The following is a 26188-nucleotide window of genomic DNA, read 5'->3' on the forward strand; positions in this document are numbered from 1 at the left end:
CATTCAAGTGAGTGCAAATATGAAATACTTAAGCGTTATGTTATTACTGCTTTCAAGCTCAGTCTTCGCTGAGCAACGAATAGTGAGTGCCGGAGGAACATTAACAGAAATTATATTCGCGTTAGGTCAGCAGCAAGAGCTAGTAGGTGTTGATCAATCGAGTATGTATCCAAAAGCGGCCACAGAGTTACCTCAGGTTGGGTATTACCGCGATCTTGCTGCGGAAGGTGTACTTTCTTTACGCCCAACGGCACTTTTTGCACTTGAAGGAACTGGCAGACCTGAAGTATTGAAACAAATCAGTTCGACTGGTGTAACGTTAAAAACCTACCCTAAGCCAGACTCTATCAGTGAGCTAAATAGCTTAATTACTAATTTAGGTAATGAATTAGGTGCGCAAGAGCAAGCACGTGCTTTAAATCAAAAAATCCAAAATAGCTTACCTGAAAAATCTTCGCTTACTGGTAAAAAAGCACTTTTTCTATTATCGGCCAATGATAGAGGCTTAGTTGCTGCCGGTACTGATACCGTGCCGCAAATGTTGTTTGAATATACTGGAATTAAAAACTTAGCGCAGGCTCACTCAGGCTTTAAACCATTAAATAGAGAGATCCTTGCCGTAGAGCAACCCGATTTTATTATTGCACCTGCTCATGTCGTTTACTCATTAGGTGGTAAAGATGCATTTTGTAAGCTGCCCGCTTTATCTTTATTAAAAGCAGCACAAAACTGTAAGTTACTGGTTATGGATAGTTTATTATCATTGGGGTTAACACCAAGAATAGCGATTGCCATTGAGCAAATTAGTGAATATCACAATAAGCTATGAACGGTTCAATTACTTTACCAATAGTGCTAAGAACAAGGCTTTTTCCTAATAAATGGATAGTCCTTTGCGTTCTGAGTATTGCCGCCTTATCTTTACTAAGCATTGGTTTTGGCCCCGCAGGCTGGGACTGGCGTTTAGCTATTGCTTGGCTTGCACCAGAGCACTTTACACAGTTTGACCCGTTACAAATTAATGTTGTTACGCAAATTCGTTTACCACGTTTTATGTTAGCAGTAATGATTGGTTTAGTGCTGGCTCAAACTGGTACGGCGACTCAAGCCCTGTGCCGTAATCCACTTGCCGACCCATCTATTATTGGTATTAGTTCAGGCGCTGCAGTTATTGCCGTGGCATTTATCGCACTGGGTGCGAAATTTGATTTTCAAGCCGATAAATATTTACCTTATGCCGCATTTTTAGGTGCATTGTCTGTCACGCTTTTTGTTTACCTTATCGCTAAACAGGCCGGTCAAGTTAATGTGACGACCTTGATTTTGGTCGGTGTAGCAGTAAACGCTCTTGCCTTTGCATTAATAGGGTTATTAAGTTTTTATGCTGATGACAGTGCGCTGAGGTTAATAAACTATTGGACTATGGGCTCACTTGGCGGTGCTACGTGGGCTAATTTAAATCAAGCATTACCACTGTTACTTATCAGTGCAATTGGCCTGTGGTATTTAAAAGAACCTATGAATTGTTTACTGCTAGGTGAATCACAAGCTCAGTATTTAGGAATAAACACGCAGACTCTTAAATTTCAAATCATTATTTTAGTTGCATTAGGTGTGGGAGCAAGTGTCGCAATGACAGGCTTAATCGGGTTTGTTGGTTTGGTTGTTCCGCATATTGCAAGGCTTATGGTGGGTCCCCATTTACGGGTTATGATGCCTTTGTGTATGTTGCTTGGCATTATCGTTTTATTACTCTCTGATTGGCTCGCACGCACATTAGTCATGCCAGCAGAACTTCCTATTGGGATTATCACCGCCCTACTTGGTGCGCCTTTGTTTATCTACCTTATTTTAAAAAGTAAGCAAGGAGGCGCAATTGCTTAGTTTTAATAACTTAAGTGTTAATTACGGCGAAAAAGCCATCTTGCAAGATTTAACTGGTGAGATTAAAGCAGGTCAATGTGTGGGCTTAATTGGTGAAAATGGAGCTGGAAAATCCACCTTGCTCCACACTCTAGCCGGAAGTCATCCTTATCAAGGTGAAATACTGCTCCACAACCTCCCCTTAGCAAAATTTAGCCAAGCTAAACTGGCCCATCAACGTGCCGTTGTTATGCAGTCTCAGCAGCTAGGTTTTGCATTCACAGTGCAAGAGCTTGTCGCAATGGGGCGCTACCCTTACAAAGAAACAACGCAGCACTGTGCTAAAAAAGTAGCTCAATACATTGATTTTATGGAGCTGGGTCACTTGAGAGATCGTCGTGCCACGGCTTTATCGGGCGGCGAGTTACAACGAGTGAGTATGGCGCGTTGTTTAGCGCAACTCGATGCATTTAGTGATGATGCTCAGCCGAAACTCATGTTATTAGATGAGCCAACTTCAGCGCTCGATATGCGCCACCAGCATGCTTTATTGGGTTGTGTTAACAAGTTTGTTGAGCAAGGCAATGCCGCCATTATTGCAATCCACGACTTAAATTTAGCAAGTCTTTATACCAGCGACATTATTATGTTGCATCAAAAACACATTTTGGCGTCTGGCAGAACATCAGATGTCCTCACTGAACATAATTTAAAACACATTTACGCCATGCCTTTGTATGTTAAGTCACATCCACTGCATGATGCCCCAATGATTTATTCTCAACGTCAGGAGTTTTCATGAGAACACAAGCCGTCAACGACGCCAAGCAATTGGTATACAAAAAAAATAGCGGAGTAATGTCTACCCTTTCATATAATTTACGCGGCTATCCATTTGGCTCTGTAACTCCTTACATGTGTGATGAGCAAGGAAAACTGTATTTTTTTATCAGCGATATTGCTCAACACACTAAAAACCTAGTTCACGACAAGCGCATGAGCCTAACAATATTTGATGCAGCGCAAACAGGTGATCAAAACGAACATGGTCGAGTAACCATCGTGGGTGATGGCTCATTAGTTCCAGCAGAACATGCTGAAGTATTACTCAACAAATATATTGCTTTATACCCAGAAGCTGACTCTTATCGTAGCGCTCATGACTTTAACTTATGGCAATTAGACCCTGTTCGCATTCGCTATATAGGCGGCTTTGGCAAGATTTTTTGGATTGAAAAAGATGAATGGCTTACATCAGAAAAAGCATGGGATGACAACCAAGAGCTGCATATGATCAATCATATGAACGAAGACCACAAAGATGCAATGTCCTTAATTCTAAACCATCACTACCATGTTGACGACACAGTACCAGTAATGAATGGTTTGCTACCGCAAGGCTGCTACATCAGAAGCCATAACAAGAACTACTACATCCCTTTTAATGAGGTATGTGATAACCCTCAAGCAGTACGAAAAGCACTTGTTCAACTAACTAAAGATGCACGTGCCACTGTATAAATATGTTCATTTAAGGAGAATACCATGAAGAAAATTTTAGGCTCTATTTTGTTTATTCTTGCAGCTTCAGCAAATGCTAATGAATGTGAACTAACAATTGAATCAAACGATATGATGCAGTTTTCAACTAAGTCATTAACTGCCCCAAAAAGCTGTAAAGAAGTGACGGTAACACTAAAACATACTGGCAAATTACCAAAAAATGCCATGGGCCATAACTGGGTGCTTTCTAAACAAGCAGATATTCCAGATATCGCCAGCGATGGCATGGGCGCAGGGCTTGACAAAAATTACCTAAAAGAAGGTGATAGTCGTGTACTTGCTGCAACTAAAATTATAGGGGGTGGCGAACAAACCAGCGTAACCTTCGCAAGCAACCTATTAAAAGAGGGCGAAAATTATGCATTTTTCTGCTCATACCCTGGTCACTACGCAATTATGCAAGGGACGTTTACCTTAATTTAAACCTTATATTTTCACCAATAGATAGCCAGCTAGTTTGCTGGCTTTCTTGACTTAAGTTAATCCCTATTCACCCCAATAGCAGGTTTTAATATTGCCGATAGAATACCCAATAAAAATATACCACCAATTGTTAACTGATGTGTTTTGTAACATTTATCTCGTTTCCTTTTGATTTTAAATCACCTAATCTGGGCACATATCTGCAAGGAGAGAACAATGAAAGACTTACAAAAATTAGTGGGTAATTTAAATAAATCAGGCGCGCTGAATGGCTTTTTGGGTGGTGTTGCCGGCGGTGGGCTAACGAGCTTGATGGGCGGAAAAAGTAAAAAGAGCAGTAAAAAAGCCGTTAAATACGGAGCATTGGCTGCTGTAGGTGGTCTTGCCTGGAAAGCCTATAAACAATATTCAGAGCAAAAATCAGCCCCAGTTCAGCAAACTAGTTCACGTGGTTTTGATTTTACTCCCGCCACGCTGCCTGAGCAGTCATTCACTGATGCAATCGACGATAATCACAGTGATGGGCAAATATTACTCATGCGCGCTATGATTGCAGCTGCCTATGCTGACGGCCACATTGATGAAACCGAAAGACAAAAAATCTTCGCACAAGTTGAAACAATGCAATTGTCAGTGCAAGAAAAAGCCATGCTGTTTGATGAGCTAAGAAAACCAATGCAACTATCAGAGTTAGTTGCCGCTGTGCCAAACGCACAAATGGGTATTGAAGTATATGCAGCCAGTGCCAGTGCAATTGATTTGAACCAAACAGTTTCTAAACACTACTTAGACACATTGGCCAATCAGTTATGCATTCCTAGCGAACTGGTAATGAGTATTCATAGAGAACTTAACACTATTAGCTAAACCATTAACATTATTAGTTATTAGATACAAAAGAACGCCAGCAAAAATTAAACTTAGTTCTGTTTATATGGATATTTTGCAAGTGACGTACAGCAGCGTCATCGCACAAAATAAAATATCAAAATACAATCAAAAAAAATGGCCACAATTAACATGTGGCCATTGAAACGCTAAAATACTATAGAGCTTATTGCAGCCACTAATTCATTTTATTGTATTAGTGCTATTTCTTTGAATATCACGAATCCCTTGCTTACCTTCTTTTTCCAAAGCAGCAATTTGTTCAGGTGTACGACACACGCGAGTAGCAATATTGCTGCCAGTCGGTTTTTCCATTTTACAAATTAAGCCATCGTTACTTGCTTGTTCTTTACCTGAGTTTGCGCATCCAGATAAAACTAAACCAACCAAGGCCAACATTAAAAACCTCATAACCAAACTTCCTTTTAAAACTAATAGATAATCATGAAAACGAGCCGCCACTATAGCAATTCATTATCAACAAGAAAAACGTTAATGTGCTTTTTTAGTCCCATAACGGATCATATCTTTACCGTTTTCATAAACATCATTACTTACGTAACGACCCAATAGCAGCTTATGACTATCATCAAGCACCGCAACAAATGGGCGACCATCACTATTGTTTGTAGCAAGTGCAACTCCGGCTACGTTCTCAAGCCCTAAACCGCCATTTTCAACTAGGCGTAAAAACGTTTCTAACTCATCTAATGTTTCAATTACATCGTTATCGTTAATCATCTCAAATACTCAGTGTTGCAAATGCGCGTAGCATAGCAGGATTCAAAATAAGGTGCTAATTGGCGTGTCTAAGCAACTCTATAAAATGTCGTTTTTTTGCAATATTAAACAATGTAAAAGCACTAAGCTCGTTGAAAATATTATTTAAGGATCACTTATGAAACGAGCTAACTATTTTTCTTTACAACCACTGCTAATAAAGCACCTAATGGAACAAGAGCAACTTATAAAACAGGCTGCCGAAACGACTTTCAGCTTAAAAACATGGGAGCTTATTAAATTAAGAGTGTCGCAACTTAATCAATGTGCTTTTTGTATTGCGATGCACACACAACAAGCAAAAGACTATGGTGAAACTACGAACCGTATTATTGGTTTATGTGCTTGGAAAGATATGCCCTTTTACACAAACCAAGAACAACTTGCGCTAACTTTGTCAGAAAAATTGACACAAGCACAGCCAATTGATGATACTTTCTACCAATCGCTAGTTAAAGAATTTACAGACGAAGGGTTAGTCGCTCTCACAATCGCTATTAATGCCATTAATAGTTGGAACCGTATTGTGAAAATGTTTAAACCTGAAGTGGAGTTTAATGAGTAACCACCTTACCTTAGAACTGATGACCCCTAAAGGTGATATTGCCCAAAGTATTCAAGCTATTTGGTTTGCCAAGGCCAATTTTCAAGGGGAGCAATGGCTTGCTTGTGACGGAGCTACAGGTGTTATATTTCCTGTTGCAGGTGAGCTACTGCTTGATGACCATCAGTTGCTCCCCCCTTATGCATTCCAACAAACATCTACACATGCTTCTAAACTTACTTTTTCAGAAAATGCTGTGTTCTGTGGTATTCGTTTTAACCCGACCGTATTGCCTGAACTTGAACGCTCTGCACACCCTATCGTCGCAAAGAGTTCATTAAATGCTATAGCAAAAACCTTGCAACAGAGTGCCAACCTCGAAAAGTTTGTGACCTTGGTCAAATCGTATTTCACTAGCCAGCACAGATTAAATCAACATAATAAACACTCAAAACATTTAATCCGTAATCTCATTGAGTTAACGCCTCTCGAAACGGCTTATCAGCGTACCCCACTGAGTCAACGTCAGCTTGAAAGGCAGGTTAAGGAGCAATGTGGTGTCACACCTAAATATTTTGAACGTATTTACCGAGTAAAACTGGCTAAACAAGCAATTAAGGAAAACCCTGAGCAAAGCTTTGCAGATATTGCTGTAGAGTGTGGCTTTACCGATCAGCCCCATTTAATCAAAGAGTTCAAAGCAATAATGCACGTCACCCCGGCAAAATACCGCAAGTTATTAAAAGACGCTCAAACTAAACAAACAAAGCTAATATTGAAATAATTATCACACTGTAGATGAAAAGTTAGATTAAACGATTTTATTTGCGCTCAGCTTTTATCCATAGGATAGTTAACTCAAGCCTACAAAACCTGCTGTAACTTAATAGGATAATCATGAAAAAAGTTTTACTTGCCACTAGCTTAATCGCCTCGTCATTTACTGCATTTGCAGCCAATTTAACCGTTGAAGAACTGCGTATTGAAAAAGCCAGCAAAGCCATGCCAAAGGTGTTGAGTGCTTTTTCTGATGAAGTAAATCAATTTGAAAAACAATGGCAAGCTGCCACCAGTTATCAGCAAGCAAGTGACCTTATTGATGATTACGCCAAACAATTATGGCGCGATGCCAAAGCGCGTATAATTAAAACCAACAGCTTCGACGACCGAGAGCTGTATTGGGCACGTTTACTTTCAAGCAAGATTATTCGCACCAGCAAACCTCAGTTTGCAATGACCGACAGTGAACAAACCGCGTTATTAACCATGCTTGAAAATGGCAGCCGAGGCCGTACCGACCTTGATTACAGTAAAAAAACCGATAAACGCATTTTAATTACAGGTTTTGATCCATTCTTATTAGATAGAAATATTAATCAAAGTAACCCATCAGGTGTTGCGGCATTATTACTTGATGGCCAAGTGATTAATTACAATGGCATTAGCGCAGAGATCAATACGGTGATGGTGCCAGTACGCTACGAAGACTTTGATCAAGGTATTATCGAATCATTACTTGCGCCATATTACGCACTTAACAATGTCGATATGATTGCCACTATCAGTATGGGCAGCAAAGACTTTGATCTTGAACGCTTTCCGGGTAAACGCCGCAGTGTAACGGCACCCGATAACGCCAATATTGTATATGGCGGCACGGCCACTGCACCGAAAATTTCGAGCCTAAATGACCGCCCTCTTCCGGGCAATGAGTTTGTCACTTTCAGCTTACCCGTTAAGCAGATGCAACAAGCCAAAGGGCCATTCCCAATCAACGACAATCACAAAGTCGTTACGCTTGAAAAAGCATTTGAGCCACAATCACTTAAAGAATTAGAAGGTGCGATTGCAGTAAAAGGCGGTGGCGGCGGCTACTTATCAAATGAAATTTCGTATCGTAGTATTCGCCTACGTGATGAGCTTAATTCAGACATCCCTACAGGGCATATTCACACCCCACGTATTCAACAATTTGAGCCAGAAACAGAAGCAAAAATTGTTAAGCAAATTAAAGCAATGCTTGAGCAAAGCTTAGTTGCAATTTAAAGCGTTAAGCTCAGCTATAAAGTAATAGCTGAGCTTTTTCCAACTCACAATTGATTCTTATTGTGGACCTGTTCCGCCATTCACTTTACTGCCCAAAGAATTTGGATTATCTAATCGATATGGATAGAGTTGAACATCACCAAATACCGTTGCTCCTCTATCACGATATTGATCAGTTGCAGAACTTCCAGTGTAAATATTTCCTGAAGCACTAAAATAACCAGAGCCTTGATTCCAGTGAGGTTTCGCTGAGTTTTCAAAGTAATTATTTTCCACTAAAACCTCGGCGCCATTCCCCGCACTAATTGAGAAATAAGTAATGTTCTTCCAGTAATTATTAAACATATGCACACGTGAATTATAGCCATCGACTTTAGGGTTTCTCCCTGCTGCTGTATCCCAAAAATTGTGATGCGCTGTTATTTGAGAGTTTCTGAATAAATGAGTATACCAATGCTGGTTAGCGCAAACTTGCGTGTTATGCCCGTAAAAACGATTCCAACTTAAAGTAATGTTTTGACTATTGTCCACATCAATATATCCATCACTTATATTATTAAATGCCATGTGATCAACCCATACATGACTACTATCATCTATTGAAATAGCATCACCAGCTTCAACAAGCGCAGGGTTAATATCCTCAAGCATAATGTTCTTAATAATAATATTTCGCTGATTACTGATAACGAGGCTGGCACCAATTATTTTCGAGTTTTTACCTACCCCTTGCAGCGTTTTATTTGATTGCACAATGATACGTCTATCATTGCGGGTAACATTCACGGTTGAGTTTGAGCTGCTTCCCAACTCACTACAGCTTTGATTACTAACAGGTATTCTGTACCAAGTTTTACCGTAATCACCCCATTGGCCACAATCAAGTGGGCAAGCTGGCACCGTTCTATTGGCGGTTCTACAATCAATCACGGTGTTATCTGGAACCTGAATAACCGCAGCAGAACTAGAACTCAACGCCGTACTTAAATCATCACAGCTATATACTGTGATGGCAGTGTTATTACCACCACCGGTCGTTGTGCTCAATCCATCTTGGCCTGCTTGAGATGCAAAGCCTATTAAGTCACTGGGAGTGGGACCTGTGCTTCCACAATCATCATTTACAGGGTTAATAAACCATCTTTGTGAACTGATCCCAGCATCATCATTTTGATAAACATTTGCAGTATTATTTGAGCCTGCAACTGTCAAAGATTTACCAGTTAACTTATTGACGATATTAAAGCCGCCCGATGAAGATACTTTTAACAACCAACGTTGATTAGCCCCTTGCCAATCATCATAAGCAATTATATTTGCACCATTTGATTGCGATGAGTTCAACACATCAAGAACTTTATTGTTAAATTTAGAGCGTATAATCCAATAGCCATCTGCTTCTTGGATAAGCTGGAATTTTTGGTTATTTCCACCCCAGTATTCGTAGCTAATAATACTCGGGGCTGAGCTAGAATCACTGGTATTTACATCAAGTGCAAGGCCAGACCCCCTATTAATTACGGAGTATACATTGCCAGATTCTGTCATAGCACTACATTCTCGTGCCTGTAAGGTATGTTGAGTAAAGCACAAAAGTACTATTAATGTTTTCACTAACAACTTAGTTGAGCTGTAAATCTTCAAGACTATCTTCCTTAACTATTTATAATATTAAATTACCTATAGAGATAGACTACCCATATGTACCCAAAAAACACAATTAATGTTTATTTTTTGTAAAAAAATAATAAAACCATCTGAAAAACTACATGGCTACAACTCCCGACAAAGTCTGTGTTATTTAAAGAAAAAAACTTAATAGCTGATTTTATCGCTAGCCATACTAAAGTTTGATACATAAAAATTGTAAAACTCTTGTTTATATCTAAACTTTAAGTATGAAAAATCATTAGGCCAATTATATGAAAGGTATCGTCTTTACCGAGTTTTTAGAAATGGTCGAAAATGAGTTTTCTTATGAGGTCGCAGACAAAATCATTGAAGAAAACTCACTTACTTCAAACGGCGCTTACACCAGCGTTGGAAACTACGACAATAAAGAGCTGTTAATGTTGGTCAGCTCATTGAGCAAACACATAAATAAGCCCGTTGATGAACTAGTTCATGCTTATGGTAAGTATTTGTTAAAGCGTTTTTTTGTTTTATTTCCACACTTTTTTGATAGTGTCGAAAGTACTTTTGATTTCCTTGATACCATTGACCAGCACGTACATATTGAAGTTAAAAAGCTCTACAACGACGCTGAATTACCAAGCTTTGAAACTAAACGAATTAGCCAGAGCGAAATGCAAATGTTTTATCGCTCTGGTAACCCATTTGCATGTCTAGCTGAGGGCTTAATTGAGGGCGCATGCGAACATTTCAATGAAGCTATTACCGTTAAAAGCGAGATTGAGGATAACTATCAATCTGCCACTTTTACTCTAACAAAAGAAGCTTAATGTGGATGAAGAACTCTACAAACGTAGAATAGAACGAGAGCGCCAGGCCCGAAAAGAAGCCGAAGCGCTTTTAGAACAAAAATCCTTAGAGTTATATGAAGCCAATATGACGCTAAAACATGCAGCCGAAAATCTAGAACAAGAAGTCATCATTCGCACCCAGGATTTAAATAAAGCCAAAGAGTTAGCCGATGCCGCCAACCAAGCTAAATCGATGTTTTTAGCGAATATGAGTCACGAAATCCGCACGCCAATGAATGCAATTCTAGGCATGGCCCACCTCGCCCTTGATACAGAATTAACCGACAAACAATATGATTACATTGAAAAAATCCAACTCTCGGCCAAATCACTGCTTGGTATTATCAATGACATTCTCGATTTTTCTAAAATAGAAGCAAATAAGCTCGAACTTGAAAACAGTGATTTTAACTTGAACGACTTTCTCGCTAACCTAGCTAATTTAGCCAGCAGCTTAATTGAGAAAAATAACATCGAAGTCATTTTTGAAATTGACGATGATATTCCTGAATTTTTAATCGGTGATGCACTTAGGCTCAATCAAGTATTGTTAAATTTACTGAGCAATGCCATTAAGTTTTCAAACCAGCAAAATGTCACGCTAAAAATGACAAAAGAGTCACAAACCGATACCTCTATTTGTATTAAATTTCAGGTCATTGACCAAGGCATTGGTATGTCTCAAGAGCAAGTAAATAGTGTGTTTAAGCCTTTTTCACAAGCCGATGTTTCAACAACACGTAAGTTTGGCGGTACAGGTCTAGGTCTAGTTATCAGTAAAAAGATCATCGAGCTTATGGGTGGTCACATTGAGGTAAAAAGCCAATTAAACAAAGGGAGTTGCTTTAGTTTTGATGTGTCATTTGCGCTATCGGGTATGCAAAGCTGCCACGACACAGATATTTTTAAACATAAACGTGCTCTTATTATTGAGCAAAGCGACAGACCTGAAACTATTTTACATGACATGCTCAAAGTATTAGACATCAATGTGCAGACGATTAATTGCCTAGATGAAAAGCTATATGAGGTCGATATTAGCCATAATTACGACTTCATTTTTTTAGATTGGCACGTACTAAACTGTGAGCAAAATAATATTTTAGAGAACCTCAAAAAGCAGCTTTCTATCGATATTAAAAAAACCATTATTCTCGCATCTTTTGAAAACCAACAAGTTAAAGACACGCTAAGTACACTTGATAAAACCGTTGAAGAAATATTATTAAAGCCAATTATTAAAGGAAACTTACTAAAAACCCTCGGACATGTGATGGGTATCGCTACGAAAAAAGAGACCAGAGTCGATAATACATGCTTTAAAACGCTCGCGGGCTCAAAAATACTTCTCGTTGAAGATAACCCGCTAAACCAACAAGTCGCATCGCAAATATTGCGTTCAAATGGCTTTATTGTTGATATCGCTGAAGACGGCATTGCAGCGATTGAAGCTGTTGAGAAAAACACTTTCGATTGCATTTTAATGGACTGTCAAATGCCGAGAATGGATGGTTATACCGCCGCGAATAAAATTAAACAGCAATCAAAATTTGCCCACATTCCAATCATCGCCATGACCGCCAACACCATGGAAGCCGACCTAACTAAAGCAAAAGAATCTGGCATGCAAGGCTACATCGCCAAGCCAATAGAAGTACAAACCATGTTTGAGGTCATTGCAGAGCATTTAACGCAAAAGCAGCTGTAACTTCTAGTCAGTAAGCTCTATGATTTTTTGCTCTACTAATGAGTTGTTTTGCTTACGAAACTCGTTAGGGTTAACCCCAACGATACTTTTAAACACACGGTTGAAGGTAGCAAGCGAAGAAAAACCACTTTCCATTGCAATACTGAGTATACTCCAATGAGTTGCTTCGTCTTTTAGTAACAGCCCTTGCGCATGCTGTATTCGGTACTGATTAATAAATAAATTAAAATTTGCGGCTTTAAAATGATAACGAATAGCCCGGCTGATCTTATACTCAGGTACTGCTAATGCTTGGGCAAAATCAGAAATTTTCAAATTAGTTTGCAAATAAACCTGCTTATTGATAAGTGCTTCTATGCCAGTAATAAGCTCAGCCTCTACCTCATTATTTTCAGATTGTTCAGCCTGATTGGTAGCTTTCACTACCTTTTCAGGGTTCAACACTTCAATATCAGCAGATTCAGGCACGCAGCTGTGGGCACGTTTTTGCAAAAACATCACTAACTGCATGGCAAGTACAATTAACAATGCAGATGAGGTAATTATAAGCGGTTCAAATTGTTGAAATTCGCTTTCACTGAATAAAAACTTAGGCAGAATGCTGGCATTAAATACCGCTAAAAAGTAGCAACTAGCAAAAATATTTGCCTGCAACTTTTGTGTTTGTGTTTTCTCTTTATAACCCCGTAATGCTTCCCAAAAAGAGAGCACCAAAATACTAGACGATAGCAACACCGTTATTTCGCCCATACCCTGCTTTAAACGCCACATGAATTGGTTATCAGGGAAAACTTGCACATCAACACTCACCAAGTAATGCCAAGTTTGGTTGAACATAATTAAACCTGCAATAGTGCCTGCTACAGCAATATGTACCTTAGAAATAGGCGTGTGTTTACGAAATAAAGTGCGTGAAATAAGCCAAGACATATTACAAGTTGCGCAGGTAAATAAGCCGATCAAATAACTATAAACACCAATACTTGGCGCACTGATTTTTTGCACACCAACCATGCAAAGCGAACCACAAAATACAGCAAACAGATAATGAATAAGCTGCTTCTCTTTTTTCATGCCATTTAGCAGCATTAGCCCCATACAAACAAAAACGAGCACGTAATAAGGGGAAGTATTTTGCATAACCCGACATACCTTACATTGGGTGGTTGATGAATTATTTACGAATCAGGTAAGTTTACTTTTTCAAAATCAACATAGCAAAAAGAGTTTGTTAGTGAATGTGTCAAACCCTGTGTGAGTTCTCATAAATAAACACAATATTTCATTGCTCAAATTTCGAATTTGAGAAGAAATCTTGCTCCAGCCCTTTATATTAGCGGCATTAGAAAAATGTAATGGAATTGATGATGTTTAACAAAAATAGCAAACTCACACCTTTTAAAGCGCTCGAATACAGTAAAAAACTTTGGTTTATTAGCCTGCTAATGGCGCAAACTTGCTTTGTGATTTACCTCATTCTTGGTTATGGAATGACAGGGTTAACTACAGGTCTTTCTGGTTGGAACCGACTTAATAACACCGCCTATGTTGCTAATGATGCCACAGGGAATTTGATGTATGCAGTGCATGTATTATTTGCGGTAGTGATGATCCTTGGCGGAAGCTTACAGCTGATTGAAAAATTGAGAGCAAAATACAGAGCATTTCATCGCTACAATGGCCGTGTATTTGTTGTTTTAGCTTGCTGTATTTCATTTGCTGGCATGTATTTAATGATAGTAAGGGGCACCGTTGGTAATACCTTAATGCATGCGCTGACAATGTTTGGCGGCTTAGTGGTTATCATATCAAGTATATTTGCAGTGAAAACTGCGCGGGCGCGTAACTTCAATGCCCATCAAAAGTGGGCTATACGGTTATATCTTGCGGCTAATGGTGTGTTGTTTTTTAGATTGCTGATATTTGCATGGTTTTTAGTATTTGGCACCTTAGGCGTCGATACCGCTACATTTACAGGGCCTGCCGTGCTTGCCGTTAGCCTTTGCTCTTACTTAGTACCACTTTTAATAGCCGAACTTGTCCGCTATGCAGCTCGCACAAATATTACGTTTATCACTATCAGCACTGCCTGTTTGATGACGCTAATATCAATCGTGTTCTTAATCGGCTTAGTTGGGGTGACTTTGGCAAACTGGTACCCTGCGATTGTTGACTAACTACGTCTCATACAATAAAGCCACCTAAGTTGGTGGCTTTATGATCTAATTTTACGTCACTATAAAATTAATACAGTTCAAATAGCGGACGACCATTTCCGTCGTATTTTACTTCCATAACACGAGCATGGCGGTTTGGATCGTAAAGCGGATCTTTTACAATCTCTTCAAGTGGACGCGTATCTGTTTTTGGCACCACACTTGGCTCACCTACTGCGTGCTCATAGTCACGGGCATGGTAAACACACAGTGGCGTTTCATCATCTTCAGCCACTGTAAAACAGTTATGACCTGGTCCAAAAATGTTCTTTTCAACACTTGTTTCAAGCACAGGCATACGTGTTTTAGTCCACGAGTTACGATCAAGTAAATCGCTGTTTTCATCGGCTTCCATATAACCCATGCAGTAACATGCACCTGTTGCGCTTGCAGAGAAAGCAATGAAGATTTTACCGTTATTTTTAAGCACTGCCGGGCCTTCGTTTACCCAAAAGTCGACACGTTCCCAATCGTAATCTGGTGTCGTCAGCATAAACTGCGCTGTTTTTAGCTTAATAGGTGATTCCATCTGTGCTAAATACAAGTTGGATGCCGCAAATTGGCCGCCAGTTTTCTCTGCCCAACAAAAGTAACGCTTACCGTTATTTTCAAAAATAGTGGCATCTAGAGAAAAATCAGTGAATGACTTTTCATCGCCCTCAGCCGCTTGCATCATGCCAAGCTCAACCCATTCATCATTTAACGGATCTTGACCTTTACACTCAAGCACATACGGGCGTAATGCCCAAATATCACTTTCTTCACTCGCTGCAAAATAGATATACCATTTGCCATCGAGGTAATGAATTTCAGGTGCCCAGATATGACGACTCATCGGGCCGCTGTCATGTTTGAACCAAATATCAAAGGTTTCAGCGTCTTTTAGGCCCTCTAATGTCGCAGCCCTACGAAGTTCAATGCGATCATAAGTTGGTACAGAACCGGTAAAATAATAAAAACCATCGCTGTGCTTATGCACAAATGGATCGGCACGCTGCTCTACTAACGGACTATTTGTTTGTAATGTCATCTTGAAACCTGATCGTTAAATTTAATTTGTATTATTTTATTACTTTTTGGTAAGAATACAAATATAACATTATTTTTAACAGACAGTAATCATAAACCTTTCATACCTTCAAAAAGCACATTTGCATTATTCACTTCACGGCTCGTTTCAGAAAGTCCTACCTTTGTGGCGCCACCCACTAGCCAAATTTGGCCGTTTAACGTAACAGCTCCTAAACCGTGGCGTGGCGTTTGCCACTCGAAAGATTTGCGCCATTGCTGCTTAGACAAATCATAGCTAAAAACCTCACGGTCAACTCCTTTGTGATGTTCACCGCCAAACACAGTGATAGCATTATTAATAACCGCTGCCGCATGCCCTGCTCGTGCTTTAGGGAGTGCTGTATGTGCTTGCCAGGTATCTTTATTGGGTAAGTATTCGAGCATGTCAGTGATAGGCTCACCGCCAACGGTTCTGCCACCTAGTACAAACCAACGACCATTTACTTGTGCACTCGCCGCACTGTTTCTAGCCGAAGGTAGAGGAGCCGCTTCTGTAAATGTGAAGCTATTAGGATCAAAGACTAAATGCTCACTCACATCTAAACTATGTTGCCATTGTCCATTTTTCTCACTGCTTGGGCTGCGACCGCCAGCTAAATGCACTTTACCATTAAGCACGGCGCCCACCGTTTCGCTTAATGCAAAAGGCAAACTCGCCACCTTTTGCCATGCTTTAGCACCTTTATCTAGCATTAGCACATCACGGCTATTGGTCCATTGGCCTTGGCTATTAACAAAACCTCCAAAAGCAAATAGTCTGTTTTCTACTGCGATTAAATACGTGTGATGACGCCCTTCAGGCAAACTCGGGGCTGATTGCCAACTTGCATACTCGGGTGACCAAAAATGAACTTTTGCGGTCATCTTACCCGCAGATGCCGGCAGCTCAGTAGAGATACCACCCGCAACCCAAATCTGTTGATTCATGACTGTAGGGTAGATTTCTTGTATAGCCTCAGGGAGCTTTGGTGCTAACGACTCATTTGCCGATAACGTATAAGGTAAACAAGTAATAGAAAATGCTAACAACAGTTTGGCTAAGCGCATATAAGTCCTTAATAAGCAGTCATTTATCTAAAGGTTAAGCCAGTTGTACCGGTTAGTACACTGTCAAATAGTCTTACTTATTCTGTAATGTTGCTATCAGGAAATAGCATTGCTTGACTACCAGCAATAGACATATCTACTGGCCGAGAAAGAGTAGAAGTCCTCGCTCGTATCTATTCAAATACTTCGTTTTACGGGGCAGTTTTAATTGCTTTCTCAGCCCAACCTGGTCGTTTTCATCTTTTTTACATAAATCAATAAGCGCCGGGTGAATATAAGAATTACGGGCTATCGTTGGCGTATTACCCAAATGGCTCGATACCGTTTCTAGCATGTCGCACAATGGGAGCTTTTTCTTTGCATTATAAAAAGCTTCGAATGCTAAAACACTTGCACGCCAGGTTCTAAAGTGTTTTGCGCTAAACTCCTCTCCCATTACATTCTGGATAAATTGATTAACTTCACGTGAAGTCACGGGAATACATTCACCATCCTCTTTGTATTGAAACAGGTTTTGTCCGGGTAAATCTTGCAACTCTTTAATAATAGAGCTCAAAACGCGATCTGTAAGGTTAACCTCTCTCACTTTGCCAGATTTAGCTTTATATTCTAAGCGAATATTTTTCCCTGTTATCTTCGCATGGCGGCGACGTAAGGTTGTCGCTCCAAAACTATTATTTTCTTTCGCGTTACGTTTAGATCCTATCCTTAAAGAGCCTAAATCCATCAATCTAACAACTGCAGCTATTGTCCTTTGATAATCAAGTGTATTACCTTCTAAGTATTCATCTAACTTTGCTCTTAGTAAGGGTAATTTATTTCCGAAAAGCTCACACACTTCGAACTTTTTTAGCTCCTGCTGCTCTCTAAAATCTGGGTGATAAAGGTATTGTTTTCTCCCTTTTGTATCGTAACCAGTTGCTAAAATATGGCCATTTTCTTCAGGACAAAACCAAACATCTTTGTATGCAGGAGGGAATGCTAGTGCATCTAAACGGGCGATTTCACTTTTATCATTAATCCGCTTACCTGTTGGGTCGTAGTAAAGCCAACATTTAGAGTGACTTTTTCGAGTAATACCGGGCAAATTATCATCAACATAAATTAATTTCACTGCACCTTCTCACTATATAATTATTACTCAAGGCGAGTAGCCCTCGCCTTGAAAGATGAGTTATCGTTGCCAATAACGAAGTTGTGTTAGTGTCTGAAGAAAGTCACATGCCTTGCACGTTTCTAGGTTAATGATGCCGTCGTCTTGGTCTTCATTTAAGCCAACAGCTTTTAACAACTCCATTGAGCTTTCAGTAAAACCAATAAATTTTTTGTGTGAGTACGCATCAGAAACGAAATCTCTCGCCTCTGGAATTTTAATTAACTCTTTAGCACCTTCCTCTGATGTCAGTAAAACAACTGCATCATATAAAACAGAAGGGCCGCCGTTAATAACTTGCTCTGCTCCAAGGTGAACACCAGTAGAGCTTTTCGCTCCACCGATTTGGGCTGCAATGACTTCAAAGTTCGCACCTTGCTCGTTTAGTTCGCTAACTAATGAATTAAATAGCTGATCGTCAAAGCCATCACTAACGAGAATACCGAGCTTCCTTCCCTCAAAAGTAGCCAAAGCACTTTTTTGAATACTCAGTGCATCAGATACAGGTAAATCTTGGCGAGTTTTTAGTGCAGCCTCAGCAGGTTCAGGCATTGTTTGCAAACCCAAACCAGAGGCCACTAACTTAGCTAATTCGCTATCAATATTTAGTAAATGAGACACCACACGCTCCCTAATAGCTAAATGTTCCACTTTTGACAGTTCAAAAATCAATGCGTCCTGGATATGTGATTGCTCTATCTTAGTTTGACTTAGATAAAACTGCCTAGCTTGGCTGTAATGATCACTGAAGGTTTCTGATCGATACCTTAGCTTGCTACCTTGCGCTTCATCATCAGAGCTTTTAAAGCCAAGAACAGGACATTCTCTTGGATTGTTTTCATCACTTTGCCAAGAGTTTGGCTCATAATTTACTCTTCCTTTGGGGTTATGCATTGCCATGTGACCATCTTGGTGAAAGTGGTGCATTGGACATTTAGGTGCATTAATAGGGATATGAGTGAAATTTGGCCCTCCTAATCGCTTTGTTTGCGTATCTAAATATGAGAAGTTACGCCCTTGTAATAGTGGATCTGGTGTAAAATCGATTCCGGGAACTATGTTTTGTGTGCAAAAAGCAACCTGCTCTGTTTCTGCAAAAAAATTATCAACCACTCTATCTAAAACCATTCGACCAATGATCTTAACGGGTACTTGCTCTTCAGGGATAAGCTTTGTGGGATCAAATACATCAAACTCAAAGTCATCGGCAAAAGCTTGGTCAAATACCTGTACGCCAAGTTCCCACTCAGGGTAATCGCCATTTTGAATTGATTCCCACATATCGCGACGATGAAAGTCAGGATCTGCTCCATTAATTTTAACAGCTTCATTCCAAACCACTGATTGCAGACCTGATTTAGGTTTCCAATGGAATTTAACGTACTTTTGCTCACCATTTTTATTGATAAACTTAAATGTGTGAACGCCAAATCCTTCAATAAAGCGTAATGAACGTGGAATAGCTCTATCAGACATCGCCCACATGACCATGTGCATTGATTCAGGCGATAAGCTAATAAAGTCCCAAAAATTATCATGAGCCGTTTGAGCTTGCGGAAAACCACGATCTGGCTCAGCTTTAGCGCTATGGATCAAGTCTGGGAATTTCATCGCATCTTGGATAAAAAACACAGGAATGTTATTCCCAACTAAATCCCAGTTTCCCTCTTTTGTATAAAATTTAACAGCAAATCCGCGCACATCCCTTGCTAAATCAGGTGAGCCCTTACTACCAGCTACCGTTGAAAACCGAGTGAATACAGGTGTTTTCTCGCCTTTTCGTTGAAATATATCCGCGCATGTCAGCTCTTCAAGTGTTTCGTAAGTTTCAAAGTAACCGTGTGCCCCATAACCTCTAGCATGCACAACCCTCTCAGGAATACGCTCATGATCGAAATGAAACATTTTTTCACGAAAAATATGGTCCTCCATTAATGTTGGACCACGCTTCCCTGCTGACAAGGAGTTTTGATTATCACTAACAGGACAACCTTGTGCTGTAGTCATTGTTGAATACTGATTATTTGCATGTTGATGTAGCTCACCACCATGCCCCTTTTGACCTGAATATTTAAATGACTCCGGCATAAGTTTCCCTTTATTTTAAACTCGTTAAATTGTTATTACGTAAATTTAGGAAAACTAGTAAGCAAGTAAAAAGCCAAAATTAAAACAAACAATATCAATAAGTTAAAATTAAATTAAATAACCTGTAATTAAACTTATTACACAATTTGTGTAATTTTTTCTAACTAAAACACTCTAAACCTCCTACTTTAGATTTATCCTCCCCACCATAAAATACACTCAACATTCGGCATTTATTAACTTCGTCTTTTTAGGTAAGCACACAGCAAAAGCTCAGCTTTCACTTATAAAAATCAATGCGATAGCGTATTACACTTCACTACCGTGAACCTTTATCTTGCATTAACACATAACAACTATTCCTAACCGCCTCTCTGTTGATATATTATAACAAAACATTTATCGTATTTGTTTAATCTAATTAAGGGTCACTATCATGAGCAAACTTCCCGTCACCGTGCTCTCTGGCTTTTTAGGTGCAGGTAAAACCACTGTGCTCAGCCATATTTTAAATAACCGTGAAGACAAAAAAGTGGCTGTAATCGTCAATGATATGAGCGAAATAAACATCGATGCAGCAACAGTTAAAAACGATGTTTCGCTTAGCCGCGGCGAAGAAAAACTAGTAGAAATGAGCAATGGTTGTATCTGCTGCACACTGCGTGAGGACTTACTCATTGAAGTACGCGCTTTAGCGCAAACGGGCCAATTTGATTATTTGGTTATTGAGTCAACGGGTATTTCTGAGCCCCTTCCTGTTGCCGAAACATTTACCTTTGCCGATGAAGATGGCGTGTCACTTTCTGATGTTGCAAGGCTTGATACCATGGTCACGGTCGTTGATGCCGTTAACTTTTTAAACGACTTTAACGAAGCCAAATTTTTACAAGAAACCAACGAGCATTTAGGCGAAGAAGATGAGCGAAGCGTGGCCGACTTACTCATTGATCAAGTTGAGTTTGCTGATGTCATTTTAATTAGTAAAACAGACTTAATTAGCGCCGATGAGCTTGAGAGTTTAAAAGCCATTTTAAGCTCATTAAATACCTCAGCAAAACTGATTGCCATTGAAAATGGCCAAGTTGATATCAATAAAATTCTCGGCACGGGCCTGTTTAACTTTGAAAAAGCTCAGCAAGCACCTGGCTGGCTAAAAGAGCTACGCGGCGAGCATACCCCAGAAACAGAAGAATACGGTATTAGCAGCTTTACTTACGAGGCTCGCCGCCCTTTTCACCCTGAAAAATTTTATAACTTTATTCATAACAATCAGCGCGAAGGCAAATTACTTCGTTCCAAGGGCTACTTTTGGTTAGCCTCTCGACCACAATTTGCTTGCCAATGGAATCAAGCTGGCGGCATAGCCCGCTATGGTTTTGGCGGGATATTTTGGAAAGCCTTACCGAAAGATCAGTGGCCAACAGATAGCGACTACTTAGATTCAATTAACCAAGTATGGCAAGAACCCTTTGGTGATATGCGCCAAGAGCTGGTTTTTATTGGCCAAAACCTCAATCAAGCAGCGATCATTCAAGCTCTCGATAACTGCTTACTTAGCGACGATGAATTATTAGCAGGCAAAGCGCTTTGGCAAACCCTGCCCGATCCATTTCCTGTTTGGGAGGAAGCATAATGACAGCCTACGCATTAGAACATGACACTGATAACCTACCATCAGCGGCAGCAACAGCACTAAGCCCTGTGGTGTTTTCACAAATTTATAAACCTGAGCATAACATTGCAATTTGGCAGCGTAACTTAGCTGAACAGCTGCAATCAGAAGTAGCTGAGAGTATTACAGCCAACCCAGAACTCAGCATTAACGCAGTAATCAATCAAAACAGCATTGTGGCTGACATTGATAAAGCCCTTGAAAAACTACCTCAAGCAAAAGAGCTTAAAGCCGACCTCGCTCAGCTTGTTGATATGTTTTGTTATTTATTTGAGTTAAAGCGCGCCGGATTACGTTTAAGAGTTCTTGAACGTGCCATGTGCCCACGTTTTCATGTTGATAAAGTCCCTTGCCGGTTAGTCAGCACATATTATGGTAGTGGTTCGCAGTGGTTGCAAAATGCAGGACTTGATCGCACCAAACTTGGCGCTGGTCATCAAGGATTAAGCGATGAAGAATCAGGATTAATGACAGCAAATGCTAAAATTCACTCTCTAAATGTGGGTGATGTAGCCTTATTAAAAGGCGAAACTTGGCAAGATAACGAAGGCAAAGGCCTTGTGCACCGCTCACCAGCACTCGCTGCTGGCGAAAAACGACTACTTGTAACCCTTGACTTTATTGCTTAATACGAGCGTACCTGTTGCGTCTATTGATTTTAATAGGCGCTATTTCATTCAAGAACACACAACAACTGCTCATGGCTTTAAATTAATGAAAAGCATACTAAGCGCACTTGCAATTGCTGATAGAGCAAACATCCTTAGTAACAAAATTAAGACATTCCCTGCACCACCAGCAAAAGTGCCTTTCGAAACCATTTTTTATCATTTAAATCCAGTTCCAGTGAGTGCTTAGCCATAGAACCCATAAACATCCCTTTTAAAATAAAGCTTAATAAGAACAACTTTCGTCGTTCCTTAAACTTATACACAACCCGACCTTACGAGTAAATACTCAAAGAACTAATAAGTTAGGTTTAACTTGGCATATAATAAGTTCAGTAATTAATCAAAAACGAGCTAAACTACGTATATTAAAGAAATTAATTTGTGTGAGTTGATATGGAGCGCCTTTTTCAAAATAGCCGGTTTTTAGTTATTATCGCGATTCTCACCACGGCCATTTCATCGTTACTCGTTTACATTGCCTGTGTGAATATCGTTTTCAATGTTGTTAAAGTCACCATCACCGCGCTACCTGACTCAGCAAAAGGAGGGAAAGAGTTAATTGTCGAGCTTTTAAAAATTCTCGACCTATTACTCATCGGTATTACTCTTCAAGTCATTACCATCAGTCTGTACCGGCTATTTATATCGCCCTCAACAACAAAAAGCAGCCAGTTTTTGGCCGCCTTTCATATCGAAGATTTTCATGACTTAAAAATTACTTTAGTGCAGGTAACATCTGTGATTTTGGTGATTCTGTTTTTAGAACACGCCGTTGAGTTTGGCGGCACAATAGAAACCCTCTACCTTGGTATTTCTATTGCGATTGTGGTTGCCGCCTCGACCTTTGCATGGCGCTCAATGAAATAGTGAACACTCACATACGTTATGTTTATTTTTCAGGGTAACGTAGCTTATATTGCTCTTTCATCGCGGCATTAAACCGCTCAAGTAAACTGCCCTTTTGGGTATCTTTAGCCAGTTCGAGCAAATCAATTTTTAAGTGGTTATGTTCATTAAATTGGCTAGCAAACGTGCCCATCATTGCTGATTCAAACTTACCATCAGTGAGCAGTTCAAGTACCTGATTACCAAATTGAAACGCCTCGTACTCATTAAGTAGTGTTAAAAAATCACTAAATGATGCGCTCGATAAGTTACTCTGCGTTTTAAATGCACTTAAGTAACCTTTTGCTAATAAGTTTTGCTCTTTAAAGGCTAGCTGAAATTGGTATGCATGGCGGGTTTCGTGTAATAAAAACGCTAATGGCGCATAAACTTCCATCTCTTTGAGCTTATCTGGGTTTAAATAAACTAATCCTGCACCTGGGTAACGTACATCAAACACAAAATTAACTGCTCTTTGCGGATACAAGGTGTTATTTATCACCAAGGTTGGTGCTGTAATAGCAAAGCTTTTAATTTCAATTGCAAACACCTCTGGTAGTAAAGCCATTCGCTGCTCAAACGATAGCGCTTCCCAGTTCATTAACTTTTTATAAAGCGCTTTATTTTGCTTTAAGGCGTTGACCAGTTTTTCTGCATCAAGTTGTCTTTGCTTATGTGCTTGCTCTAACCAAGGAATATTAGATTCACTGAGCGCGTATGCTGTTGGCGTTTGTTTTTGCAATGCTTCATTAGCATAAAACTTTGCAGGTTCTGCATAGACAAAGCAAGATAAAGCTAAACAAGCGCTTGAAAATAAATGGGTAAGTTTCATGGTGTGATTTTTATCGATAATTTATTGCCTAGATTTTACTAGCTTATGCAATAGAATTAAACGTCTTCAATTTTTTAAAAAGGCGTAACAGCTTATGTTACGCCTTTAAATTTAAGCCCTAAAGTGCAAGCGCTAATATTTGCTTAACTTTCGCTAAATCAATATCACCGTGTTCACCTAGCGTAGTTAACTCATTCTTTTCTAAGTTATTAACAACCGCGTCGATTGCTTGTTCATCAAGGTCATAATCAGCAAGGCGTGTTTTCACAGCCATTGCTTCGAAGAAGTCTTGCACTGCTTTAATCGTTTTATCGATTTGTTCAGCTTCATCGCTATAATTAAAACCAAACACTCGCTCACCAAGCTGCTGAATTTTAATAGACTTCTGCTCTTTTTGAACATGCATTAGCGCAGGTAAAACAATCGCTAGTGTTTGTGCGTGATCAAGATTATAAAGTGCTGTTAATTCATGACCAATCATATGTGTAGACCAATCTTGCGGTACACCCTGACCAATCAAACCATTAAGTGCCATTGTAGCCGACCACATAACATTGGCTCTTACATCATAGTTTTGCGGCTCGCTCAGCGCTTTAGGTCCTTCGCTGATCAAGGTTTGTAAAATACCTTCTGCAAAGCGGTCTTGTAATGGCGCATTTACTGGGTAAGTTAAGTACTGCTCAATAACGTGTACAAACGCATCTACAACACCATTACTTACTTGGCGCTCTGGTAACGAAAAAGTATATTCAGGATCAAGTACTGCAAAAACTGGTTGCACACTCGATGATGAAAAAGCACGTTTTTGCGACGTCTCTTTTTTAGTAACCACTGAGTTACCGTTACTCTCAGAGCCAGTTGCAGGTAAAGTTAAAACTGCACCAATAGGAAGCGGGTTACTAAACTCAGCACCTTTAACAAGGATATCCCACGGCTCACCTGCAAAGTTATAAGCTGCTGCAACAAACTTAGCGCCATCAATAACGCTACCACCGCCAACAGCTAGAATAAAGTTAACATTATGCTCTTTAGCAGTTGCCACAGCTTGCATCAGTGTTTCGTAAGTTGGGTTAGGTTCAACACCACCAAACTCAATCACGTCAACATCGGCTAATGCACTCATTGCTTGGTCGTATACGCCATTTTTCTTTATTGAGCCACCACCAAAAAGTAATAGTACTTTAGCGTTTTCTGGTAAACGTGACGTGATCTCACTCATTTGACCTTTACCAAACAAAATTTCGGTTTGATTTTTATAAATAAAGTTCAACATTTAAATGCCCCTTAAATTAGGTTTAAATTGCTAATTAGCTAATTTACTTAGCTAACATTTCTAAAAGTTTTTCTGCTAATAATTTATCTGAAAACGGGTTTTGCCCCGTAATGAGTTCGCGGTCAACAACTACGTTTGGCTGCCACTCACTAGCGAATGCCATATTTCCACCGGCTTTTTCCATTGCCATAGCAGGATAGAACTTAAGCTTTTTACCTTCTAAACTGCTTTCAAAAACACGCTCTTCAGGGTTTGAAAAAATAGTCATTTTGTAGCCATCATAAATCCAGTTGTTGGCCGCTGCCTTTTCGCCATCTTTTATTGCTTGATAATAAGAATTTGGCTGAACTTGTGCCGACAACAACGTAATTGGGCCATGGCAAATTGCCGCTGTTGGTTTACCTTGCTTATTAAAATGACGCAAAATTTCACCCACTTCCGGGTTGTTTGCTAAATCAATTAAAGGTGCATGGCCTCCAGGGATAAACACAGCCTCATATTGGCTTAAGTCACCCGCTAAAACTTCGCTCAAACTCGCGGTATCATTGATATCAGGAAGTGATGCTACAAAACGCTGAATGCTCTGCATTTTAGCTTCATCACCATCAAAGTAATCGGTGCTCACTGATTTTTTATCTACTTGAGGCGCATTACCTTTAGGTGTTGCAAGTACAAGCTCATAACCCGCATCAACTAATGCTTTTGCTGGCACACCAAATTCATTTAGGTAGTAGCCTGTTTCGATGCTCTGGCCGTCAGCTAAGTCCATGGTTGTTTCACTTGATAAAATAACCAACACTTCACCTTCACTCGCCACTGCAAACATCGACATAGTTGATGCAGCCACAAGCGTTAGTCGCTGTAATATCTTTTTCATAACTCATCCTCTTAGAAAGTGCAGCCATCATAGTGGGTTTGCGGGGCGAGTAGAATTCGGATAAATTAAGGGGAGCAATCAGAATATTTATGGCTCGTACAGTTA

General features: G+C 39.8%; 27 protein-coding genes. 16 read left to right on the forward strand and 11 right to left on the reverse strand.

Annotated features, from left to right (window positions below):
- Positions 1–19 precede the first annotated feature (19 nt).
- The 6 genes from ISP07_RS02485 (at position 20) to ISP07_RS02510 (ending at position 4716) form a co-directional block, all read left to right on the forward strand.
- Positions 20–829 (forward strand): heme/hemin ABC transporter substrate-binding protein, encoded by an 810-nt coding sequence (locus ISP07_RS02485; RefSeq protein ID WP_209326674.1) that lies wholly within the window; start codon positions 20–22, stop codon positions 827–829.
- Positions 826–1884 (forward strand): FecCD family ABC transporter permease, encoded by a 1059-nt coding sequence (locus ISP07_RS02490; RefSeq protein WP_209326675.1) that lies wholly within the window; start codon positions 826–828, stop codon positions 1882–1884. Before ISP07_RS02485 ends, ISP07_RS02490 begins: the two co-directional genes overlap by 4 nt.
- Complete coding sequence (locus ISP07_RS02495) at positions 1877–2665, forward strand: heme ABC transporter ATP-binding protein (protein ID WP_209326676.1); 789 nt, start codon at positions 1877–1879, stop codon at positions 2663–2665. Before ISP07_RS02490 ends, ISP07_RS02495 begins: the two co-directional genes overlap by 8 nt.
- Complete coding sequence (locus ISP07_RS02500; protein WP_209326677.1) at positions 2662–3384, forward strand: HugZ family protein; 723 nt, start codon at positions 2662–2664, stop codon at positions 3382–3384. Before ISP07_RS02495 ends, ISP07_RS02500 begins: the two co-directional genes overlap by 4 nt.
- A gap of 24 nt (positions 3385–3408) precedes the next feature.
- Positions 3409–3849, forward strand: a complete 441-nt coding sequence (gene azu, locus ISP07_RS02505; RefSeq protein ID WP_054551894.1) for an azurin — start codon at positions 3409–3411, stop codon at positions 3847–3849.
- A gap of 216 nt (positions 3850–4065) precedes the next feature.
- Positions 4066–4716: a tellurite resistance TerB family protein gene (locus ISP07_RS02510; protein ID WP_209326678.1), complete on the forward strand. Its 651-nt coding sequence runs from the start codon at positions 4066–4068 to the stop codon at positions 4714–4716.
- Between the two features lie 204 nt (positions 4717–4920).
- On the opposite strand, the gene ISP07_RS02515 is transcribed toward ISP07_RS02510, so the two are convergent.
- Complete coding sequence (locus ISP07_RS02515; RefSeq protein WP_054551896.1) at positions 4921–5148, reverse strand: hypothetical protein; 228 nt, start codon at positions 5146–5148, stop codon at positions 4921–4923.
- Between the two features lie 81 nt (positions 5149–5229).
- Positions 5230–5478: a hypothetical protein gene (locus ISP07_RS02520; protein WP_054551897.1), complete on the reverse strand. Its 249-nt coding sequence runs from the start codon at positions 5476–5478 to the stop codon at positions 5230–5232.
- A 157-nt stretch (positions 5479–5635) separates the two neighbouring features.
- Here ISP07_RS02520 and ISP07_RS02525 point away from each other — a divergent pair, with 157 nt between their 5' ends.
- The 3 genes from ISP07_RS02525 (at position 5636) to ISP07_RS02535 (ending at position 8107) form a co-directional block, all read left to right on the forward strand.
- Positions 5636–6082, forward strand: a complete 447-nt coding sequence (locus tag ISP07_RS02525; protein WP_138599883.1) for a carboxymuconolactone decarboxylase family protein — start codon at positions 5636–5638, stop codon at positions 6080–6082.
- The gene (locus ISP07_RS02530; protein WP_209326679.1) at positions 6075–6845 is read left to right on the forward strand and encodes an AraC family transcriptional regulator; all 771 of its coding nucleotides are present in this window, start codon (positions 6075–6077) and stop codon (positions 6843–6845) included. Before ISP07_RS02525 ends, ISP07_RS02530 begins: the two co-directional genes overlap by 8 nt.
- Positions 6846–6958: 113 nt before the next feature.
- Positions 6959–8107 carry a hypothetical protein gene (locus ISP07_RS02535; RefSeq protein ID WP_209326680.1) on the forward strand — a complete coding sequence of 383 codons (1149 nt, stop codon included), beginning with the start codon at positions 6959–6961 and terminating at the stop codon, positions 8105–8107.
- 57 nt (positions 8108–8164) lie between these two features.
- Here the strand turns inward: ISP07_RS02535 and ISP07_RS02540 are convergent, their stop codons facing one another.
- On the reverse strand, positions 8165–9655 hold the full coding sequence (locus ISP07_RS02540; protein ID WP_209326681.1) for an RICIN domain-containing protein: 1491 nt from the start codon (positions 9653–9655) through the stop codon (positions 8165–8167).
- Positions 9656–10029: 374 nt separating this feature from the next.
- Between ISP07_RS02540 and ISP07_RS02545 the strand changes: the two genes are divergently transcribed.
- Complete coding sequence (locus ISP07_RS02545; RefSeq protein WP_209326682.1) at positions 10030–10569, forward strand: heme NO-binding domain-containing protein; 540 nt, start codon at positions 10030–10032, stop codon at positions 10567–10569.
- 1 nt (position 10570) lies between these two features.
- The gene (locus ISP07_RS02550) at positions 10571–12298 is read left to right on the forward strand and encodes a response regulator (RefSeq protein WP_209326683.1); all 1728 of its coding nucleotides are present in this window, start codon (positions 10571–10573) and stop codon (positions 12296–12298) included.
- Positions 12299–12301: 3 nt separating this feature from the next.
- On the opposite strand, the gene ISP07_RS02555 is transcribed toward ISP07_RS02550, so the two are convergent.
- Positions 12302–13438 carry a helix-turn-helix domain-containing protein gene (locus ISP07_RS02555; protein WP_228290480.1) on the reverse strand — a complete coding sequence of 379 codons (1137 nt, stop codon included), beginning with the start codon at positions 13436–13438 and terminating at the stop codon, positions 12302–12304.
- Positions 13439–13665: 227 nt separating this feature from the next.
- On the opposite strand from ISP07_RS02555, the gene ISP07_RS02560 reads away from it, so the two are divergent.
- The gene (locus tag ISP07_RS02560) at positions 13666–14475 is read left to right on the forward strand and encodes a DUF2306 domain-containing protein (RefSeq protein WP_209326684.1); all 810 of its coding nucleotides are present in this window, start codon (positions 13666–13668) and stop codon (positions 14473–14475) included.
- A 67-nt stretch (positions 14476–14542) separates the two neighbouring features.
- Here the strand turns inward: ISP07_RS02560 and ISP07_RS02565 are convergent, their stop codons facing one another.
- The 4 genes from ISP07_RS02565 to ISP07_RS02580 form a co-directional block, all read right to left on the reverse strand.
- Complete coding sequence (locus ISP07_RS02565) at positions 14543–15544, reverse strand: family 43 glycosylhydrolase (protein WP_209326685.1); 1002 nt, start codon at positions 15542–15544, stop codon at positions 14543–14545.
- An 89-nt stretch (positions 15545–15633) separates the two neighbouring features.
- Positions 15634–16632, reverse strand: coding sequence for a Kelch repeat-containing protein (locus ISP07_RS02570; protein ID WP_209326686.1), 999 nt, complete (start codon positions 16630–16632; stop codon positions 15634–15636).
- A 136-nt stretch (positions 16633–16768) separates the two neighbouring features.
- Positions 16769–17746, reverse strand: a complete 978-nt coding sequence (locus ISP07_RS02575; RefSeq protein WP_209326687.1) for a DNA topoisomerase IB — start codon at positions 17744–17746, stop codon at positions 16769–16771.
- Between the two features lie 60 nt (positions 17747–17806).
- Complete coding sequence (locus ISP07_RS02580; RefSeq protein WP_209326688.1) at positions 17807–19873, reverse strand: catalase; 2067 nt, start codon at positions 19871–19873, stop codon at positions 17807–17809.
- 436 nt (positions 19874–20309) lie between these two features.
- On the opposite strand from ISP07_RS02580, the gene zigA reads away from it, so the two are divergent.
- The 4 genes from zigA (at position 20310) to ISP07_RS02600 (ending at position 23083) form a co-directional block, all read left to right on the forward strand.
- Positions 20310–21506, forward strand: a complete 1197-nt coding sequence (gene zigA, locus ISP07_RS02585; protein ID WP_209326689.1) for a zinc metallochaperone GTPase ZigA — start codon at positions 20310–20312, stop codon at positions 21504–21506.
- The gene (locus tag ISP07_RS02590; RefSeq protein ID WP_209326690.1) at positions 21506–22174 is read left to right on the forward strand and encodes a DUF1826 domain-containing protein; all 669 of its coding nucleotides are present in this window, start codon (positions 21506–21508) and stop codon (positions 22172–22174) included. The genes zigA and ISP07_RS02590 overlap by 1 nt, the downstream gene beginning before the upstream one ends.
- Before the next feature lie 85 nt (positions 22175–22259).
- Positions 22260–22403 (forward strand): hypothetical protein, encoded by a 144-nt coding sequence (locus tag ISP07_RS02595; RefSeq protein ID WP_209326691.1) that lies wholly within the window; start codon positions 22260–22262, stop codon positions 22401–22403.
- A gap of 206 nt (positions 22404–22609) precedes the next feature.
- Positions 22610–23083, forward strand: coding sequence for a YqhA family protein (locus ISP07_RS02600; protein WP_166339213.1), 474 nt, complete (start codon positions 22610–22612; stop codon positions 23081–23083).
- 22 nt (positions 23084–23105) lie between these two features.
- On the opposite strand, the gene ISP07_RS02605 is transcribed toward ISP07_RS02600, so the two are convergent.
- From ISP07_RS02605 to ISP07_RS02615, 3 genes are all read right to left on the reverse strand, one after another.
- Positions 23106–23933 carry a hypothetical protein gene (locus tag ISP07_RS02605; protein WP_209326692.1) on the reverse strand — a complete coding sequence of 276 codons (828 nt, stop codon included), beginning with the start codon at positions 23931–23933 and terminating at the stop codon, positions 23106–23108.
- Positions 23934–24051: 118 nt separating this feature from the next.
- Positions 24052–25206, reverse strand: coding sequence for an iron-containing alcohol dehydrogenase (locus ISP07_RS02610; RefSeq protein ID WP_209326693.1), 1155 nt, complete (start codon positions 25204–25206; stop codon positions 24052–24054).
- Positions 25207–25249: 43 nt separating this feature from the next.
- Positions 25250–26083: a type 1 glutamine amidotransferase domain-containing protein gene (locus ISP07_RS02615; protein WP_209326694.1), complete on the reverse strand. Its 834-nt coding sequence runs from the start codon at positions 26081–26083 to the stop codon at positions 25250–25252.
- Positions 26084–26188: the final 105 nt, after the last annotated feature.

Source organism: Pseudoalteromonas sp. PA2MD11 (assembly GCF_017808125.1).
In the GTDB taxonomy this organism is placed as follows: domain Bacteria; phylum Pseudomonadota; class Gammaproteobacteria; order Enterobacterales; family Alteromonadaceae; genus Pseudoalteromonas; species Pseudoalteromonas simplex.